The 15474-nt window shown below is 72.2% G+C and carries 15 protein-coding genes and 1 tRNA gene; 6 read left to right on the forward strand and 10 right to left on the reverse strand.

Annotated elements, in window-relative coordinates:
- The first annotated feature begins 11 nt into the window (after nt 1-11).
- On the forward strand, nt 12-797 hold the full coding sequence (locus ACIQ1J_RS07295) for a cobalt-precorrin-6A reductase (protein WP_403554905.1): 786 nt from the start codon (nt 12-14) through the stop codon (nt 795-797).
- Here the strand turns inward: ACIQ1J_RS07295 and ACIQ1J_RS07300 are convergent.
- The 3 genes from ACIQ1J_RS07300 to ACIQ1J_RS07310 all read right to left on the reverse strand — a co-directional run bounded on the left by ACIQ1J_RS07300 (nt 781) and on the right by ACIQ1J_RS07310 (nt 4421).
- Complete coding sequence (locus ACIQ1J_RS07300) at nt 781-2856, reverse strand: MDR family MFS transporter (protein WP_403554906.1); 2076 nt, start codon at nt 2854-2856, stop codon at nt 781-783. The two genes, ACIQ1J_RS07295 and ACIQ1J_RS07300, sit on opposite strands and share 17 nt — an antisense overlap.
- Before the next feature lie 88 nt (nt 2857-2944).
- A complete protein-coding gene (gene cobF, locus ACIQ1J_RS07305; protein WP_403554908.1) occupies nt 2945-3718 on the reverse strand; it encodes a precorrin-6A synthase (deacetylating) in 774 nt (257 codons plus the stop codon).
- Between the two features lie 163 nt (nt 3719-3881).
- Nucleotides 3882-4421, reverse strand: a complete 540-nt coding sequence (locus ACIQ1J_RS07310; RefSeq protein ID WP_403554910.1) for a DUF309 domain-containing protein — start codon at nt 4419-4421, stop codon at nt 3882-3884.
- Nucleotides 4422-4521: 100 nt separating this feature from the next.
- Here ACIQ1J_RS07310 and ACIQ1J_RS07315 point away from each other — a divergent pair.
- Nucleotides 4522-4595, forward strand: a tRNA-Pro gene (locus ACIQ1J_RS07315).
- 88 nt (nt 4596-4683) lie between these two features.
- Here the strand turns inward: ACIQ1J_RS07315 and ACIQ1J_RS07320 are convergent.
- Together ACIQ1J_RS07320 and ACIQ1J_RS07325 are read right to left on the reverse strand one after the other, a co-directional pair.
- Nucleotides 4684-5106, reverse strand: a complete 423-nt coding sequence (locus ACIQ1J_RS07320) for an ankyrin repeat domain-containing protein (RefSeq protein WP_403554912.1) — start codon at nt 5104-5106, stop codon at nt 4684-4686.
- On the reverse strand, nt 5103-5546 hold the full coding sequence (locus ACIQ1J_RS07325; RefSeq protein WP_403554914.1) for a MarR family winged helix-turn-helix transcriptional regulator: 444 nt from the start codon (nt 5544-5546) through the stop codon (nt 5103-5105). The genes ACIQ1J_RS07320 and ACIQ1J_RS07325 overlap by 4 nt, the downstream gene beginning before the upstream one ends.
- A gap of 254 nt (nt 5547-5800) precedes the next feature.
- On the opposite strand from ACIQ1J_RS07325, the gene ACIQ1J_RS07330 reads away from it, so the two are divergent.
- Nucleotides 5801-6478, forward strand: a complete 678-nt coding sequence (locus ACIQ1J_RS07330) for an NUDIX domain-containing protein (protein ID WP_403554916.1) — start codon at nt 5801-5803, stop codon at nt 6476-6478.
- 190 nt (nt 6479-6668) lie between these two features.
- Here ACIQ1J_RS07330 and ACIQ1J_RS07335 read toward each other — a convergent pair whose 3' ends face one another.
- From ACIQ1J_RS07335 to iolC, 5 genes are read right to left on the reverse strand one after another with little or no spacing between them, the layout of a single operon-like run.
- Nucleotides 6669-7454, reverse strand: a complete 786-nt coding sequence (locus ACIQ1J_RS07335) for a GntR family transcriptional regulator (protein WP_403554918.1) — start codon at nt 7452-7454, stop codon at nt 6669-6671.
- A 35-nt stretch (nt 7455-7489) separates the two neighbouring features.
- Nucleotides 7490-9364 (reverse strand): 3D-(3,5/4)-trihydroxycyclohexane-1,2-dione acylhydrolase (decyclizing), encoded by a 1875-nt coding sequence (gene iolD / locus ACIQ1J_RS07340; RefSeq protein WP_403554920.1) that lies wholly within the window; start codon nt 9362-9364, stop codon nt 7490-7492.
- On the reverse strand, nt 9361-10254 hold the full coding sequence (gene iolB / locus ACIQ1J_RS07345) for a 5-deoxy-glucuronate isomerase (protein WP_403554922.1): 894 nt from the start codon (nt 10252-10254) through the stop codon (nt 9361-9363). The genes iolD and iolB overlap by 4 nt, the downstream gene beginning before the upstream one ends.
- Before the next feature lie 22 nt (nt 10255-10276).
- Nucleotides 10277-11164, reverse strand: coding sequence for a deoxyribose-phosphate aldolase (locus ACIQ1J_RS07350; RefSeq protein ID WP_403554924.1), 888 nt, complete (start codon nt 11162-11164; stop codon nt 10277-10279).
- Nucleotides 11165-11177: 13 nt separating this feature from the next.
- On the reverse strand, nt 11178-12140 hold the full coding sequence (iolC, locus tag ACIQ1J_RS07355; protein WP_403554925.1) for a 5-dehydro-2-deoxygluconokinase: 963 nt from the start codon (nt 12138-12140) through the stop codon (nt 11178-11180).
- A gap of 234 nt (nt 12141-12374) precedes the next feature.
- On the opposite strand from iolC, the gene ACIQ1J_RS07360 reads away from it, so the two are divergent.
- From ACIQ1J_RS07360 to ACIQ1J_RS07370, 3 genes are read left to right on the forward strand one after another with little or no spacing between them, the layout of a single operon-like run.
- Entirely contained in the window at nt 12375-13397 is a 1023-nt protein-coding gene (locus ACIQ1J_RS07360) for a sugar ABC transporter substrate-binding protein (RefSeq protein ID WP_403554927.1), read from the forward strand.
- On the forward strand, nt 13397-14473 hold the full coding sequence (locus tag ACIQ1J_RS07365; RefSeq protein ID WP_403554929.1) for an ABC transporter permease: 1077 nt from the start codon (nt 13397-13399) through the stop codon (nt 14471-14473). The genes ACIQ1J_RS07360 and ACIQ1J_RS07365 overlap by 1 nt, the downstream gene beginning before the upstream one ends.
- 7 nt (nt 14474-14480) lie before the next feature.
- Entirely contained in the window at nt 14481-15473 is a 993-nt protein-coding gene (locus tag ACIQ1J_RS07370) for an ATP-binding cassette domain-containing protein (RefSeq protein ID WP_403554931.1), read from the forward strand.
- Nucleotide 15474: the final 1 nt, after the last annotated feature.

Consider the following 15474-nt stretch of genomic DNA (forward strand, 5'->3'; position numbering starts at 1 on the left):
GTCTCGACACCATGTCCCGCCTCCTCCCCCCGTCCCCGCACGTGCTGATCCTCGGCGGCACCACCGAGGCCCGCCGCCTGGCCGCCGACCTGGCGGCGCGATCCGGGGTCCGCGTCACCACCTCCCTCGCGGGACGCGTGACCCGGCCGGGTCCCCTCGCCGGGGAGGTGCGGACCGGCGGCTTCGGCGGACCCGAGGGGCTGGCCGCCTGGCTGGGCGAGCGGCACGTGGACGCCCTCGTCGACGCGACCCACCCGTTCGCGGAGACGATCACGGCGAACGCGGTCCGCGCCGCGGCGGCCACCGGCACCCCCGTGGTGATCCTGCGCCGCCCCGGCTGGCAGGCCGGACCAGGCGACCACTGGCATTCGGCCGCCTCCCTCGCCGAGGCGGCCGGCCTGCTGCCGGGCCTCGGCCGCCGCGTCCTCCTGACCACCGGCCGACTGGGCCTGGCGGCCTTCGCGCACCTGCCCGACCACCACTTCGTCACCCGCTCGGTGGAGCCCCCCGAGCCGCCCCTCCCACCAAACACGCGCGTGCTGCTGGCCCGCGGCCCGTTCACCGAGGCCGACGAGAGGGACCTCCTGCGCGAGCACCGCATCGAGGTACTGGTGACCAAGGACAGCGGGGGAGCGGCCACCGCGGCCAAACTCACGGCGGCCCGCGAGCTGGCTCTCCCGGTGGTGGTCGTCCGCAGGCCCCCGCTGCCGCGGGGCGCGGACGTGGTGCCCGACGTACCGGCGGTTCTGGAACGGCTGGAACGGCTGGAGCGGCTGGGGCTCAGCGGGCCGCCCTGACCGGCTGCCGCACACGCTCCGGCAGACCGCTGCTCAGGTCCTCGACCAGCAGACGCTTGGCGATCGAGTCGACCGCGGCACGCAGGTCCGTGTCCGAGGGCCGGCCGATGTCCCGCTCCACCCGGTCCTCCAGCCACGCCGACCAGGCCCGGCCGATGACCAGGGCCTCGCGGGCGCCGGCGTCGGTGTGGGAGAGCAGGGAGCCGTGGCGGGTCAGGAAACCCTCCTCGACCATGCGGTCGAAGACCGGCAGCAGCACCTCCGGCGGCAGCCGGCGGCGAGCGGCGATCAGGCCGAGACTGGCGTGCCCGACCAGCCGCGTGAACAGGTCGACCTGCATGACGGCCCAGGCACCGGCGACGTCGAGCCGGGTGTCGCTGTCCGTAATGATCCGGCGCGCGGTGTCCAGCTCCGTACTGCCGATGATCTTTCCGACGGAGGCCTCCAGCGCCCGCCTGTTGTCGGCGTCGTGCGGCGAGGCGAAGCCCTCGCCCATGTCGGTGGAGCCCAGCCGGGCGCTGTCGCGCAGCTGGACCTGCTTGAGGAACAGCGCGACGAGGAAGCCGAGCGCCGCGACCGGGACCGTCCACAGGAACACGGTCTGGATGGTGTCCGCGTACGCGCCGACGATGGGCACCGACGCATCGGGCGGCAGCCGGTGCACGCCCTCCGGACTGGTCGCCGCCCTGCTGATCGCGGCCGGATCGGCGGCGCCGGTCCCCGCGGCGGCGGACACGCCGTCCCGCAGGTTGGGGCCGAGTGCGTTGGCGTAGATGGTGCCGAAGACGGCGGTGCCGAAGGAGCTGCCCAGCGTGCGGAAGAAGGTGACGCCGGAGGTCGCGGTGCCGAGGTCGGCGTAGTCCACCGTGTTCTGCACCGCGATGGTCAGCACCTGCATGGACAGGCCGATGCCGGTGCCGAGCACGAACATGTACAGCGACTCCAGCCAGGCGCCCGTGGACGGCCCCATGAGCGACATCAGATACAGGCCGACGCCCATCACCAGGGTGCCCACGATCGGGAACAGCCGGTACCGTCCGGTCTTGCTGACCACAGTCCCGCTGAAGACCGAGGCGATCAGCAGCCCGGCCACCATCGGCAGCGTGCGGACGCCCGAGACGGTGGCCGAGTCGCCGTCGACGTACTGCAGGTAGGTCGGCAGATACGTCAGCGCGCCGAGCATCGCGAAGCCGACGATGAAGCTGAGGACCGAGCAGACCGTGAACACCGGGCTGGAGAACAGCCGCATCGGCAGCATCGGTTCGGCCGCCCGGGTCTCCACCCAGCAGAACAGCCCGAGTGCGATCAGCCCGCCCGCGAACAGGCCGATGATCACGGCCGAGCCCCACCCGTACTCGTTGCCGCCCCAGCTGGCCGCCAGGATCAGCGCGCTCGCGCCCACCGCCACCAGGGCGATGCCCAGATAGTCGATGACGGGCCGGACGGCCGACTTCACCACCGGGATGGTGCGCGCGGCGGCGATGACGACGACGATCGCGATGGGCACGTTCACGTAGAAGGCCCAGCGCCAGGACAGGTGGTCGGTGAACAACCCGCCCAGCAGCGGGCCGATGACCGTCGCCACCCCGAACACCGCGCCGATCGCGCCCTGGTACTTGCCGCGCTCCCGCAGCGGGATGACGTCCGCGATCAGCGCCATCGACGTGACCATCAGGCCGCCCGCGCCGATGCCCTGCATCGCCCGCCAGATGATCAGCAGCGGCATGCTCGTGGCCAGCCCGCACAGGAACGAGCCCGTGATGAACACGATCGCCGAGACCTGGAAGACGACCTTGCGGCCGAACATGTCGCCGAACTTGCCGACCAGCACCGTGGCCACGGTCTCGGCGAGCAGGTACGAGGTCACCACCCACGACATGTGCTCGCCGCCGCCCAGGTCCGACACGATCGTCGGCAGCGCGGTACCGACGATCGTCTGGTCGAGGGCCGCGAGCAGCATGCCCAGCATGATCGTGACGAAGACGACGTTGCGGCGGCGCCTGTCGAGCACGGGCGGCTGGGCAGTGGCGTTCCGCGGGGTTTCCTCGGCGACTGTCACACGGTCACGATCACACCGGTGCACCGGCCACGCATGCGGGACGGTCCGCCCGGGTGCGCCCCTCGGGGTGGCCGGGTGGTCGGTCCGGCTAGCGGTCGCTGGGGTTGCGCCGCAACAGGTACGTGTCCATGATCCAGCCCTTGCGCTCCCGCGCCTCGGCGCGCAGCCGCTCGATGCGGGGCGCGGCCTCGGCGATCGGGCCGGAGGCGAGGATCTCGTCCGGGGTGCCTATGTAGGCGCCCCAGTAGATGTCGATGTCCTGGTCCGCGTACTGCCGGAAGGCCTGGTGGGCGTCGAGCATCACGACGACGTCGTCCACCCCTTCCGGAAAGCCCTCCGCGAGCCGCCGCCCGGTGGTGATCTGCACCGGCCGCGCCACCCGGTTCAGCCCGGTCCGGTGCCGGGCGACGAGTGAGGAGACGCTGCTGATGCCCGGTACGACGTCGTACTCGAAGGCCACCGCGCCGCGCTCCAGGATCTCCTCCAGGATGCCCAGCGTGCTGTCGTAGAGCGCCGGGTCGCCCCACACCAGGAAGGCACCGCTCTCGTCCTCGCCCAGCTCCTCGGCGATCAGCCGCTCGTAGATGCCGGCGCGGGCACTGCGCCAGTCCCCGACGGCGGGGGAGTACGCCGTGCCGCCCGCACTCCGGTCCCGCTCGGGGTCGCGCGCCTCGACGATCCGGTACGTCCCCTCCGGTATGTGCGTCTCCAGCATGTCCCGGCGCAGCCGCACCAGGTCGGCCTTCACCTCGCCCTTGTCCAGGACGAAGAACACGTCCGTGCCGCGCAGCGCCCTGACCGCCTGCAGGGTGAGCTGGTCGGGGTCGCCCGCGCCGATACCGATCACATGAATCTTCCGCACGCCACGAGTCTGCCGTACGCCGCTGACAACGCCCTGGGCGGGCTGCCCTCAGCCCTCGCGGCGGGCTGCTCTCAGCCCTCGCGGCGGGCTGCTCTCAGCCCCGCGGCGGGGGTGCCCGCAGCACTTCGGCGAGACTTCCCTCAGCCCCGCGGCGAGGTCCGCCTCAGCCCCGCAGCCGAGGTGCCCGGGCCCCCGCGTCCACGGTCGCGCCGCTCTCCACGTCCTCCGCCAGCTCCCGGGCCCACCCGGCGACCCGGTCCAGGTCCATCCCGTACGGCCGCCCCCGACCGGACGCCGAAGCCGCCCACGCGGTCACCGCCCCGGCCCCGCGCCGCAGCAGCCTGGGCCCGCCGGTGACGTTGCCGCGGGCCGCGTGCGTGAGTCCCACGGCCAGCTGGGCCATTCCCCGCCACAGCTCCCGCTCCTCCTCGGGGCCCGACTTCCAGGCGTCCTCGAACACCTCGTGCGCGTGGAACGGCCGCCCCGCGCCCAGCAGCCGCTGCGCCTCGGCGACCGTCTCCTCGGGCGCCCGTACGATGCCTTCCGGCTGGCGGGGGACGCCGTCCGTGCCGTACGGCAAGGGGCGGCCGAGGCCGTCCCGGGGCCGGGCGTTGCGCGCCCGTCCCTCGTCGTCGCGGTCCCGCGCGTCCACCGGCCGGTTCGAGGCTGTGCTGTCCATGGGGCTGTCGGCAGGGCTGTCCATGGGACCGATTGTGCACCGCCCGTGCCCGCTTAGGAGCGGCCCGGGGTGTGAGGTAGTGTTCTGTCCGCGTGATCGCGCGGTTCGCCGCGTGTCAGCGGACCGGGACGTGGCGCAGCTTGGTAGCGCACTTGACTGGGGGTCAAGGGGTCGCAGGTTCAAATCCTGTCGTCCCGACGGTGTGAGGGGCCTTCACGGGCGAGAACCCGTGGAGGCCCTTTCGCTTGCCGCCCTTCCCCGCCGTGGGTCACGACCGCGCCGTGGGTCACGAGCGCGGGCGGGCCCCCGCCGCGACGAGCAGGTCCACCGTCTCCGGATACGGCCCCTTCGAGGCCCAGTCGAGCGGTGCCCAGCCCGTGCCGTGATCCTCCCGGAGCTGTGGGTCGGCGCCGTGTTCGAGGAGTGCGCGTACGGCCTCGGTGTGTCCCCAGCAGGCGGCCCCGCACAGCGGTGTGCCCTCCGAGCCGGTCCCGCTCTCCGTGTCGGGCGAGGCGCCGGCCGCCAGCAGCACGCGGACGATGTCGGCGGCGCCGTTCACGGAGGCCTGGTACAGCGGTGTGGTGCCCGCGGCGTCGGCCGTCTCGGCCGGCGCTCCGGCTCGCAGTACCGCTCTCACCAGCGCGATGTCACCGACCAGTGTCGCGTCCACGAGACGCCGGGACAGCTTCTTGTGCCGTCGCCTGTTCACGGGGCCTCCACGACCGGCGGCTCGCCGCGCGGCAGGGTCAGGGCGGTCCGCAGTGCCGTGGCCTGCGCGCCGCCGATGCGGTCGGCCAGCACGCCCTCGACGAGGTCGAGGGTCGCCTGCGCGCGTCGGTGGACGCGGGTGCCCTCCGTGGTGATGCGGATCAGGCGGTTGCGTGCCGAGGCGGGGTCCGGCACCTGTTCCAGCAGACCCAGGGCGAGCAGCCCGTGCACGGCCTGGTGGGCGGTCTGACGGGTGACGCCGAGGCGGCGGGCGAGCTCGGCGACCGTGGTGCCCTCCGCGTCCAGGAGCGCGAAGATCTGGCCCTGGGCACTGCTCAGCGGCTGCTCGCCGGCTGCCCGCATGCTCGCCGTCAGCGCGTCGTCGAGCCAGCGCTTTGCCCCGGCCAGCAGCAGGGGCAGGTTCTGTACGGTTTCCGTCATGTCTCCTCGGGTTCCTCCGGCTCCGAGCATACGGGCAGCCTCGCCGGGCGTCCGGGCGGTCCGCAGGGCGCCGGCCGGCCCGTGCGGCGGACCCCGGGGCGAGCGGGAGGAGAAGCCGCTCACCGCCGGCGGCTTCGGCTTCTGCCGCTCACCGGGGAACTACTTCGTGCGCGGCCCGACCGGGTGATAGAAGCGGGCATGACCAACTCGCCCCGCCCCATGCCGTTGAAGCGTCCGAGTCCGGACGGCCGCCGATGACCGCCGGCATCGACACCCCGGACCGCCGGGGCCGCACCGGACTCGACCGGGCCGGCCGGGACCTGACCGGCAACCCCCGGGTCAGGGTCCGGGACGTACGGCTCCTCTCCAGCCACTGGTACGTCGAACGCACCACGACCTTCGACTTCCGGCGAGCCGACGGCACCTGGAGCACCCAGGAGCGCGAGACCCACGACCGCGGCAACGGCGCCACCGTCCTGCTCTACGACACGGAACGCGAAACCGTGCTTCTCACCCGCCAGTTCCGCCTGCCCGTCTACGTCAACGGCCACCCCGACGGCATGCTGATCGAGACCCCCGGCGGGCTGCTCGACGACGAGGACGAGCACCCCGAGGTCGCCGTGCGGCGCGAGGTCGTCGAGGAGACCGGGCACAGCGTCGGAGAGGTCCGGCACGTCTTCGACGTCTACATGAGCCCCGGTTCGGTCACCGAACGCGTCAGCTTCTACGCCGCCGCCTACGGCCCCGTCACCCGCACCCACCAGGGCGGCGGCCTGGACGAGGAGGGCGAGGACATCGAGAGCCTCGAACTGCCCTTCCGCCGGGCCCTGGACATGATCCGAACGGGCGAGATCGCCGACGCCAAGACCATCATGCTGCTCCAGTGGGCGGCGCTGGAGGGCCCCTTCGCCCGCCCTGCCGGAAAGGGCTGACGCCGAACCCGCTTGACTTGAAGTGCACTTCAAACCGAAGACTCCCTCTCGTGCCCGGACGACCGGGTACGAAGGGGAGGAACACCATGAAGTACCGGGCTGACCGTCGAGCACGAGGAGTACGTCCCGGAGGGCGACGTGGGGCACTCCCTGTTCCGGGCCCGCCGGCCGCTCGGGACGACGCCCACCCCTAGCCCCTGGCCAGCAGCTGGAAGTCGAACGCGTACCGGGACGCGCGGTATATGTGCGTCCCGTACTCGACCGGCCGCCCGGTGTCGTCGTACGCCGTGCGCTGCATGGTCAGCAGTGCGGCGCCCTCCTTCTCGTCCAGGCGGTCCGCCTCCTCGCGGGTGGCCGAGCGGGCGCCCACGGTCTGGCGGGCACTGTGCAGGGTGATGCCGGAGCCGCGCATCATCCGGTACAGGCCGGTCGACTCCAGCCGGGCGTCGTCGAGGTCCAGCAGCGTCGCCGGCAGGTAGTTGCACAGCAGCGCCACCGGCTGGCCGTGGGTGAGGCGCAGCCGCTCCAGGACGGTGACCTCGCCGCCCTCCGCGATACCGAGGGCGGCCGCCACGTCGGCCGGGGCGGGCACGCCCTCGTTGCGGACCACCCGTGTGGTGGGTCCCTGCCCGGCCGCCTCCAGGTCGTCGTAGAGACTGCTCAGCTCCAGGGGGCGTTTGACCTGGCTGTGCACCACCTGCGTGCCGACCCCGCGCCGTCGGACCAGCAGCCCCTTGTCGACCAGGGACTGGATGGCCTGGCGGACGGTCGGCCGGGACAGGCCGAGGCGGACGGAGAGGTCCACCTCGTTGCCCAGCAGGTTCCCCGGGGCGAGGACGCCCTGTTCGATCGCCGCCTCCAACTGCTGGGCCAGCTGGTAGTACAGCGGCACCGGACTGCCCCGGTCCAGGGCGAAGTCCAGGGTGCTGAGCGCGGGGGCGGTCACGGCACGTGCGGGGACGCCGGTCTTCGCCATGGACGTACCTCCCTTGCGTAGGTGACGGGCCGGCGTCAGAGGTGACGGCGGCGGTCGGCGACGGCGCGTTCGTACTGCGCGCGGGCGCCGGTGGCGGCCTCGCGGGCGGACACCTCGGCCACCGGCACGTCCCACCAGGCCGCGGCCGGGGGAGCGGCCTGCGGCGCCGGATCGGTCTCCACGTACACGCACGTCGGACGGTCCGCCGAGCGGGCCGCCCGCAGGGCCTCGCGCAGTTCCCGCACCGTCTTGGCGCGCAGTACGTCCATGCCGAGGCTGGCCGCGTTGGCGGCGAGGTCGACGGGGAGCGGGGCGCCGGTGAACGTGCCGTCGGCGGCGCGGTGGCGGTAGTCGGTGCCGAAGCGCTCGGCGCCGACCGACTCGGACAGGCCGCCGATGGAGGCGTAGCCGTGGTTCTGGACCAGGACCAGCTTGACCGGCAGGTTCTCCTGGACGGCGGTGACGATCTCCGTCGGGTTCATCAGGTACGTGCCGTCGCCGACCAGAGCCCACACCGGCGTACCGGGCGCGGCCTGCTGGACGCCGAGCGCGGCCGGGATCTCGTAACCCATGCAGGAGTAGCCGTACTCCAGGTGGTACTGGCGAGGCGAGCGGGCCCGCCACAGCTTGTGCAGGTCGCCGGGGAGCGAGCCGGCCGCGTTGATGACCACGTCCTCGTCGCCGACGACCGCGTCCAGCGCGCCCAGGACCTGCGTCTGGGTCGGCACGGCGCTGTCGTCGTCGGCGCGGTAGGCCGCCTCCACCGTCTCGTCCCAGCGTGCCTTGCCGGCGCGGTACTCGGCCTCGTACGCCGCGTCCACCCGGTGGCCGGACAGCGCCTCCGTCAGCGCCGTGAGCCCCGTCCGGGCGTCGCAGACCAGCGTGCGGGCGGCGAGCTTGTGGGCGTCCGAAGCGGTGATGTTGAGGTTCAGGAAGCGGACGTCCGGGTGCTGGAAGAGGGTGCCGGAGGCCGTGGTGAAGTCCGAGTAGCGGGTGCCGGCCCCGATCACCAGGTCCGCGGTGCGGGCGAGGTCGTCGCTGACGGCGGTGCCGGTGTGGCCGATGCCGCCGAGGTCGGCGGGGTGGTCGTGGCGCAGCGCGCCCTTGCCTGCCTGGGTGGAGGCGACCGGGATGCCGGTGGCGTCCACCAGGGCTACGAGCGCCTCTTCCGCCTCGCTGTGGTGGATGCCGCCGCCCGCGACGATCAGCGGGCGCTCGGCGGCCCGGATCGCCCCGGCCGCCTCGGTCAGCTCCACCGGGTCGGGCGCCGGACGCCGTACCCGCCAGACCCGGTCGGCGAAGAACTCCTTTGGCCAGTCGTACGCCTGCGCCTGCACGTCCTGGGGCAGCGCGAGGGTGACCGCGCCGGTCTCGGCCGGGTCGGTGAGCACGCGCATCGCCTGGAGGGCGGAGGCGACGAGGGCCTCCGGGCGGGTGACGCGGTCGAAGTAGCGGGAGACGGGGCGCAGGGTGTCGTTGACGGAGACGTCGGCCTCGATCGGGTGCTCCAGCTGCTGGAGCAGCGGATCGGCGGCGTGCGAGGCGAAGTAGTCGCCGGGCAGGAGCAGGACCGGCAGGCGGTTGATGGTGGCGAGGGCGGCGCCGGTGACCAGGTTGGTGGCGCCGGGGCCGATGGACGTCGTCACCGCCTGCGCGGACAGGCGGTTCAGCTGGCGGGCGTGGCCGACGGCGGCGTGCACCATCGCCTGTTCGTTGCGTCCCTGGTGGTAAGGCATGACGTCGGCGTACTCGACGAGGGCCTGGCCGAGGCCGGCCACGTTGCCGTGGCCGAAGATGCCCCAGGTGCCCGCGATCAGGCGGTGCCGTACACCGTCGCGTTCGGTGTACTGGGCGGCCAGGAAGCGCACCAGGGCCTGGGCGGTCGTCAGTCGGCGGGTGGCGGCGCTCATGCGGACCTCTCCGGTGCGGTGTAGAGGGGGAGTCGGGGGTCGACGGGCCGGCCCGCCCAGGTGTCGCGGATCCAGGCGTGGTCGGGGTGGTCGCAGATCAGCCAGGCGCGTTCGGCCGCCGGGCCGGCCATGACGTTGAGGTAGTACATGTGGTGGCCGGGGACGGCCATCGACGGTCCGTGCCAGCCGTCGGGGATGAGGACCACGTCGCCGTCGCGGACCTCGGCCAGCACGTCCGTGCCCTGCCCCCGGCCGGACGGGGAGACCCGCTGGTAGCCGAGGCCGGGGGTGCCCTCGTGGTCCGCGAACTCGAAGTAGTAGATCTCCTCCAGTACCGACTCCTCGCCGGGGCGGTGCTCGTCGTGCTTGTGCGGCGGGAAGGAGGACCAGTTGCCGCCCGGGGTGACGACCTCGACCGCGATGAGCCTGTCGCACTCGAACACCCCCGCCGCACCGAAGTTGTTGACCTGCCGGGAGCAGTTCCCCGTGCCCCTCAGCTCCACCGGAACCGACGACGCCGGGCCGTAGCGGCTGGGCAGGCGGCGGGTGCAGCGGGCGCCGGTGAGGGCGAAGCGGCCACCGCCGGTGGAGGTCACGGTCGTGCGGGCGTCGCGCGGTACGTACGCGAAGTCGCTGACGCCGCTGAACACGTCGGCGCGGCCGGTGAGTTCGAAGGTGTCCTGGCCGAAGTCGTCGGCGGTGGCGACCGTGCAGCCGCCGCTGAGCGGGAGGACGAGCCACTCGCTGTCGCCGCTGTCGAAGGTGTGGGTGCCGCCGGGCGGCAGTTGGAGTACGCGCAGGGCGGAATGGCCCCAGCCGGCCTTCTCGGGCGTCACGTCCACGGCGTAGGCGCCGCTCGCCGCCTTGCCCGCCGGAAGGTGGTACGTCATCTCCTCGTCCTCTCCTGGTAGGTCACAGCAGTCCGACGGCCGTGTCCACCGCCTGCTCCACGCTGCCCTCGGCCGGGTAGAGCAGCGAGCGGCCGACGACCATGCCCTGCACGGTGGGCAGCCTGAGCGCCTTGCGCCAGCGTTCGTAGGCGGCGACCTGGTCCGCGGGGGAGCCCCCTATGTCACCGCCGAGCAGGACGGCGGGCAGTGTGGAGGTCTCCAGCACCTCGCCCATGTCGTCCGGGTCGTGGGTGACGGGCAGCTTCAGCCAGGTGTAGGCGGAGGTGCCGCCGAGGCCCGAGGCGATGGCGACGGACCGGGTGACCGCGTCGGCGGACAGGTCGTTGCGGACCCGGCCCCCGACGCGGCGCGAGATGAACGGCTCCACGAAGACGGGCAGTTCACGCTCGGCCATGGCGTCGACCGCGCGCGCCGTGGACTCCAGGGTGGCCAGCGAACCGGGGTCGTCGTAGTCGATGCGCAGCAGCAGTTTGCCCGCGTCGAAGCGCAGGCGGGCGATGTCCTCGGCGCGGTGGCCGGTGAAACGGTCGTCCATCTCGAAGGCGGCGCCCGCGAGGCCGCCGCGGTTCATCGAGCCCATGACGACCTTGTTCTCCAGTGCGCCGAGCAGCAGCAGGTCCTCCAGCACGTCGGCGGTGGCGAGCACCCCGTCGACGCCGGGCCGGGACAGCGCGGTGCACAGGCGCTCCAGCAGGTCGGCCCGGTTGGCCATGGCGAGCCGGCGGTCGCCCACGCCGAGCGCTCCGCGCGCCGGATGGTCGGCGGCCACGATCATCAGGCGGCCGGAGGCGCCGAACAGCGGGCGGCGTACCCGGCGGGCCGCCGCCTCGGCGATCGCCTCCGGGTGCCGGGCTCTGACCGCGGTGAGGTCGGGGATGCTGAGGGACAAGACGAAGCTCCGTTCAGGGAGTGGCTCGCGCGAGGAGGTCGTCGACCTCGGCCTCGGTGGGCATCGCGGAGGAACAGGCGAGACGGGAGGCGACGAGTGCGCCGGCCGCGTTGGCGTACCGCATGGTCCGCTCCAGCTCCCAGCCGAAGAGCAGACCGTGGCAGAGCGAGCCGCCGAACGCGTCGCCCGCGCCGAGGCCGTTGACGACCTCGACCGGCACCGGCGCAACCTCCGCGCTCCGGCCGTCGCGGTGCACGGCCAGGACGCCCTTCGGGCCCTGCTTGACGACGGCCAGCTCCACACCGGCCGCCAGGAGCGCCTCGGCGCAGGCGCGCGGCTCGCGTACGCCCGTGGCGATCTCGCACTCGTCGAGGTTGCCGACCGCGACGGTCGCGTGCCGCAGCGCCTCGGTGTAGTACGGGCGGGCCTGGTCGGGGTCGGCCCAGAACATCGGGCGCCAGTCCAGGTCGAAGACCGTGGTGCCGGCCTTGGCGCGGTGGGCGAGGGCGGCCAGGGTCGCCGTACGGCTCGGCTCCTCGCTGAGTCCCGTGCCGGTGATCCAGAAGATGGCGGCCGCCCGGATCGCGTCGAGGTCCAGCTCCTCCGGGTGGATCTCGAGGTCGGGGGCCTTGGGGCGGCGGTAGAAGTACAGCGGGAAGTCGTCCGGCGGGAAGATCTCGCAGAAGGTGACGGGCGTCGGGTATGCGGCGACCGGGGTGACCCAGCGGTCGTCGACACCGAACTCCCCGAGTGCCTGGTGCAGATAGCCGCCGAACGGGTCGTCGCCCGTGCGGGTGACGACGGCCGTGCGGCGGCCGAGACGCGCGGCGGCGACCGCCACGTTGGCGGCCGAACCGCCGAGAAACTTGCCGAAGGTCTCAACCTCCGCCAGGGGTACGCCCGTCTGCAAGGGATAGAGATCGACCCCGATGCGGCCCATCGTGATCAGATCGAAACGCGGGACTGACTCGGCCATGTGCGACGCTCCTCGGGCTGGGCGGGGGCCTGCCGCCTCCCAGGTGTATGACTCCGAGGCGACCGTGTCAATACTTTGTACTTACATTCGGACCTGCGAGTGAAAGGATGTCTTGACAAAGTATTGACAGCGGGCGTCCCAAGGACTTGTATCCGGTCCCAGCGCAACAGCCGTTCTCTCCGGCTTGGCACACGGCTTCCCCGTCGCACAGTCGCACAGTGAGGTGCAGGAAAGATGGACCGCTCTTCGCACGCCCGCTCCCGCGGATTCGCCCCCGCCGTGGCCCTCGCCGCCGCCGCGGCCCTGACCCTCGCCGGCTGCTCCAGCGGCTCCGGGGGCAAGAAGGCCGACGAGGAAGGGGACTCGGGCGCTTCCGCGGGCAAGGCGAACACCCCCCGCATGACCGTCGCCCTGGTCACCCACCAGGCACCCGGCGACACCTTCTGGGACATCGTCCGCAAGGGTGCCGAGGCGGCCGCGGCCAAGGACAACATCAAGCTCGTCTACTCCGCCGACCCGAACGCGGGCAATCAGGCCAACCTGGTGCAGAACGCGATCGACCAGAAGGTCGACGGCATCGCCGTCACCCTCGCCAAGCCGGACGCCCTCCGCGGCGTGCTCGGCAAGGCCGAGAAGGCCGGCATACCCGTCGTCGGCCTAAATTCCGGACTGGCGGACTGGAAGAAGCTCGGCCTGATGTCGTTCTTCGGGCAGGACGAGACCGTGGCCGGCGAGGCGCTCGGGAAACGGCTGAACGAGGACGGCGCCAAGAAGGCCGTCTGCGTGATCCACGAGCAGGGCAACGTCGGCCTGACCCAGCGCTGCGACGGCGTGAAGAAGACCTTCGAGGGCTCCATCGAGAACCTCTACGTCAACGGCACCGACATGCCCTCGGTGAAGTCGACCGTCACCGCCAAGCTCAAGCAGGACGGCGAGATCGACCGCCTCGTCACGCTCGGCGCCCCGTTCGCCATGACCGCCGTGCAGTCGGTGGACGAGACCGGCAGCGAGGCGAAGATCGCCACCTTCGACCTCAACAAGGAACTGACCGGCGCCATCGAGAAGGGCGACATCGAGTTCGCCGTCGACCAGCAGCCCTACCTCCAGGGCTACCTGGCGGTCGACGGCATGTGGCTCTACAAGAACAACGGCAACTACAGCGGCGGCGGTGAGCAGCCGGTGCTGACCGGCCCGGCCTTCGTCGACGAGTCCAACGTGAAGGCCGTCGCCGAGTTCGCCGCGAAGGGCACCCGGTGATGAGCATGACCCAACAGGCTGAACCGGCGGTGACCACACCGCCGGTCCCCGGCCCGGGGCAGACCGACGGACGGACCCGGCAGCGCTCGCTGGCGCTGCGGCTGCTCGCCCGGCCCGAGGTCGGGGTCTTCCTCGGCGCCGTCGCCGTGTTCGTCTTCTTCCTGATCGCAGCCCCCTCGCTGCGCGACGGCAGCTCCCTGGCGACGGTCCTGTACCAGTCGTCCACCATCGGCATCATGGCGCTGCCCGTCGCCCTGCTGATGATCGGCGGCGAGTTCGACCTGTCGGCCGGTGTCGCCGTCATCGCCTCGGCGCTCACCGCCAGCATGCTCAGCTACCAGCTGACCATGAACGTCTGGGTGGGCGTGATCGTCGCCCTCGCCGTCTCCCTCGGGGTCGGCGCGTTCAACGGCTGGGTGCTGATGAAGACCGGCCTGCCGAGCTTCCTGGTGACGCTCGGCACCTTCCTGATCCTCCAGGGCGTCAATCTCGCGGTCACCAAACTGGTCACCGGCAACGTTGCCACCGACGACATCAGCGACATGGACGGTTTCGGCCAGGCCAAGGCCCTCTTCGCCTCGTCCTTCGACGTCGGCGGCGTACAGGTGAAGATCACGGTCGTGTGGTGGCTCGTCTTCGCCGCCCTGGCCACGTGGATGCTGCTGCGCACCAAGTACGGCAACTGGATCTTCGCGGTCGGTGGCAACAAGGACAGCGCCCGCGCGGTCGGCGTCCCCGTCGCCTTCACGAAGATCACGCTGTTCATGCTGGTCGGCTTCGGCGCCTGGTTCGTCGGCATGCACCAGCTGTTCTCCTTCAACACCGTGCAGTCCGGCGAGGGCGTCGGCCAGGAGCTGATCTACATCGCCGCCGCGGTGATCGGCGGCTGTCTGCTCACCGGCGGCTACGGCTCCGCCATCGGCCCGGTCTTCGGCGCCTTCATGTTCGGCATGGTGAACCAGGGCATCGTCTTCGCCGGCTGGAACCCCGACTGGTTCAAGGCCTTCCTCGGCGTGATGCTCCTCGGCGCCGTCCTCATCAATCTGTGGGTCCGCCGCGCGGCGACCCGGAGGTGATCGGAAAATGACCAGCAAGACCGCCGGCACCCACGGGGCCGTCCTCGCCGACACCGTGCCCGAGGCAGACCGGCCGATCGTCCAACTGCGCGGCGCCGGCAAGGCCTACGGCAACATCCGCGCCCTGCACGGCGTCGACCTCGCGGTCCATCCCGGCCGGGTGACCTGCGTGCTCGGCGACAACGGCGCCGGCAAGTCCACCCTCATCAAGATCATCTCCGGGCTGCACCAGCACACCGAGGGCGAGTTCCTCGTCGACGGCGGGGCCGTGCGCTTCACCACCCCGCGTGACGCCCTCGCCCGGGGCATCGCCACCGTCTACCAGGACCTCGCCACCGTGCCCCTGATGCCGGTGTGGCGCAACTTCTTCCTCGGCTCCGAGATGACCAGGGGCCCCTGGCCCGTGCGCCGCCTCGACATCGCCCGCATGAAGCGGACCGCCGACGAGGAACTGCGCAACATGGGCATCGTTCTGGACGACCTGGAACAGCCCATCGGCACGCTCTCCGGCGGCCAGCGCCAGTGCGTCGCCATCGCCCGCGCCGTCTACTTCGGCGCCCGCGTCCTCATCCTCGACGAGCCCACCGCCGCCCTCGGCGTCAAGCAGTCCGGCGTGGTCCTCAAGTACATCGCCGCCGCCCGCGAACGCGGCCTCGGCGTCATCTTCATCACCCACAACCCCCACCACGCGTACATGGTCGGCGACCACTTCAGCGTGCTGCGCCTGGGCACCCTGGAACTCAGCGCCGCCCGCGCCGACATCACCCTCGAAGAACTGACCAACCACATGGCGGGCGGTGCCGAACTCGCCGCCCTCAAGCACGAACTGGCGCAGGTCGGCGGGGTCGACGTGGAGGCGCTCCCGGACGAGGAGCCGGAGGTGTCCGCGCCCGCCTCCGCGGCGCCCGCCTCCGCCGTCCCGGACTCCGCGGCGCCCGCCACCGGCGTCCCGGACTCCGCGGCGCCCGACTCCGCCGCACCCGCCGAAGGGAAGGCCTGAC

It is taken from the genome of Streptomyces sp. NPDC097107, from assembly GCF_044762405.1.
Classification (GTDB): Bacteria; Actinomycetota; Actinomycetes; order Streptomycetales; family Streptomycetaceae; genus Streptomyces; species Streptomyces thinghirensis.

Excerpts from the sequence above, each read along its gene's own strand:
- ACIQ1J_RS07365 (WP_403554929.1), top strand. The coding sequence starts at position 13,397 with ATGAGCATGACCCAACAGGCTGAACCGGCGGTGACCACACCGCCGGTC.
- ACIQ1J_RS07330 (WP_403554916.1), top strand. The coding sequence starts at position 5,801 with ATGACCGCCGGCATCGACACCCCGGACCGCCGGGGCCGCACCGGACTC.
- iolB (WP_403554922.1), bottom strand. The coding sequence starts at position 10,254 with ATGACGTACCACCTTCCGGCGGGCAAGGCGGCGAGCGGCGCCTACGCC.
- ACIQ1J_RS07370 (WP_403554931.1), top strand. The coding sequence starts at position 14,481 with ATGACCAGCAAGACCGCCGGCACCCACGGGGCCGTCCTCGCCGACACC.
- iolC (WP_403554925.1), bottom strand. The coding sequence starts at position 12,140 with ATGGCCGAGTCAGTCCCGCGTTTCGATCTGATCACGATGGGCCGCATC.
- iolD (WP_403554920.1), bottom strand. The coding sequence starts at position 9,364 with ATGAGCGCCGCCACCCGCCGACTGACGACCGCCCAGGCCCTGGTGCGC.
- ACIQ1J_RS07310 (WP_403554910.1), bottom strand. The coding sequence starts at position 4,421 with ATGGACAGCCCTGCCGACAGCCCCATGGACAGCACAGCCTCGAACCGG.
- ACIQ1J_RS07335 (WP_403554918.1), bottom strand. The coding sequence starts at position 7,454 with ATGGCGAAGACCGGCGTCCCCGCACGTGCCGTGACCGCCCCCGCGCTC.
- ACIQ1J_RS07360 (WP_403554927.1), top strand. The coding sequence starts at position 12,375 with ATGGACCGCTCTTCGCACGCCCGCTCCCGCGGATTCGCCCCCGCCGTG.
- ACIQ1J_RS07325 (WP_403554914.1), bottom strand. The coding sequence starts at position 5,546 with ATGACGGAAACCGTACAGAACCTGCCCCTGCTGCTGGCCGGGGCAAAG.
- ACIQ1J_RS07295 (WP_403554905.1), top strand. The coding sequence starts at position 12 with ATGTCCCGCCTCCTCCCCCCGTCCCCGCACGTGCTGATCCTCGGCGGC.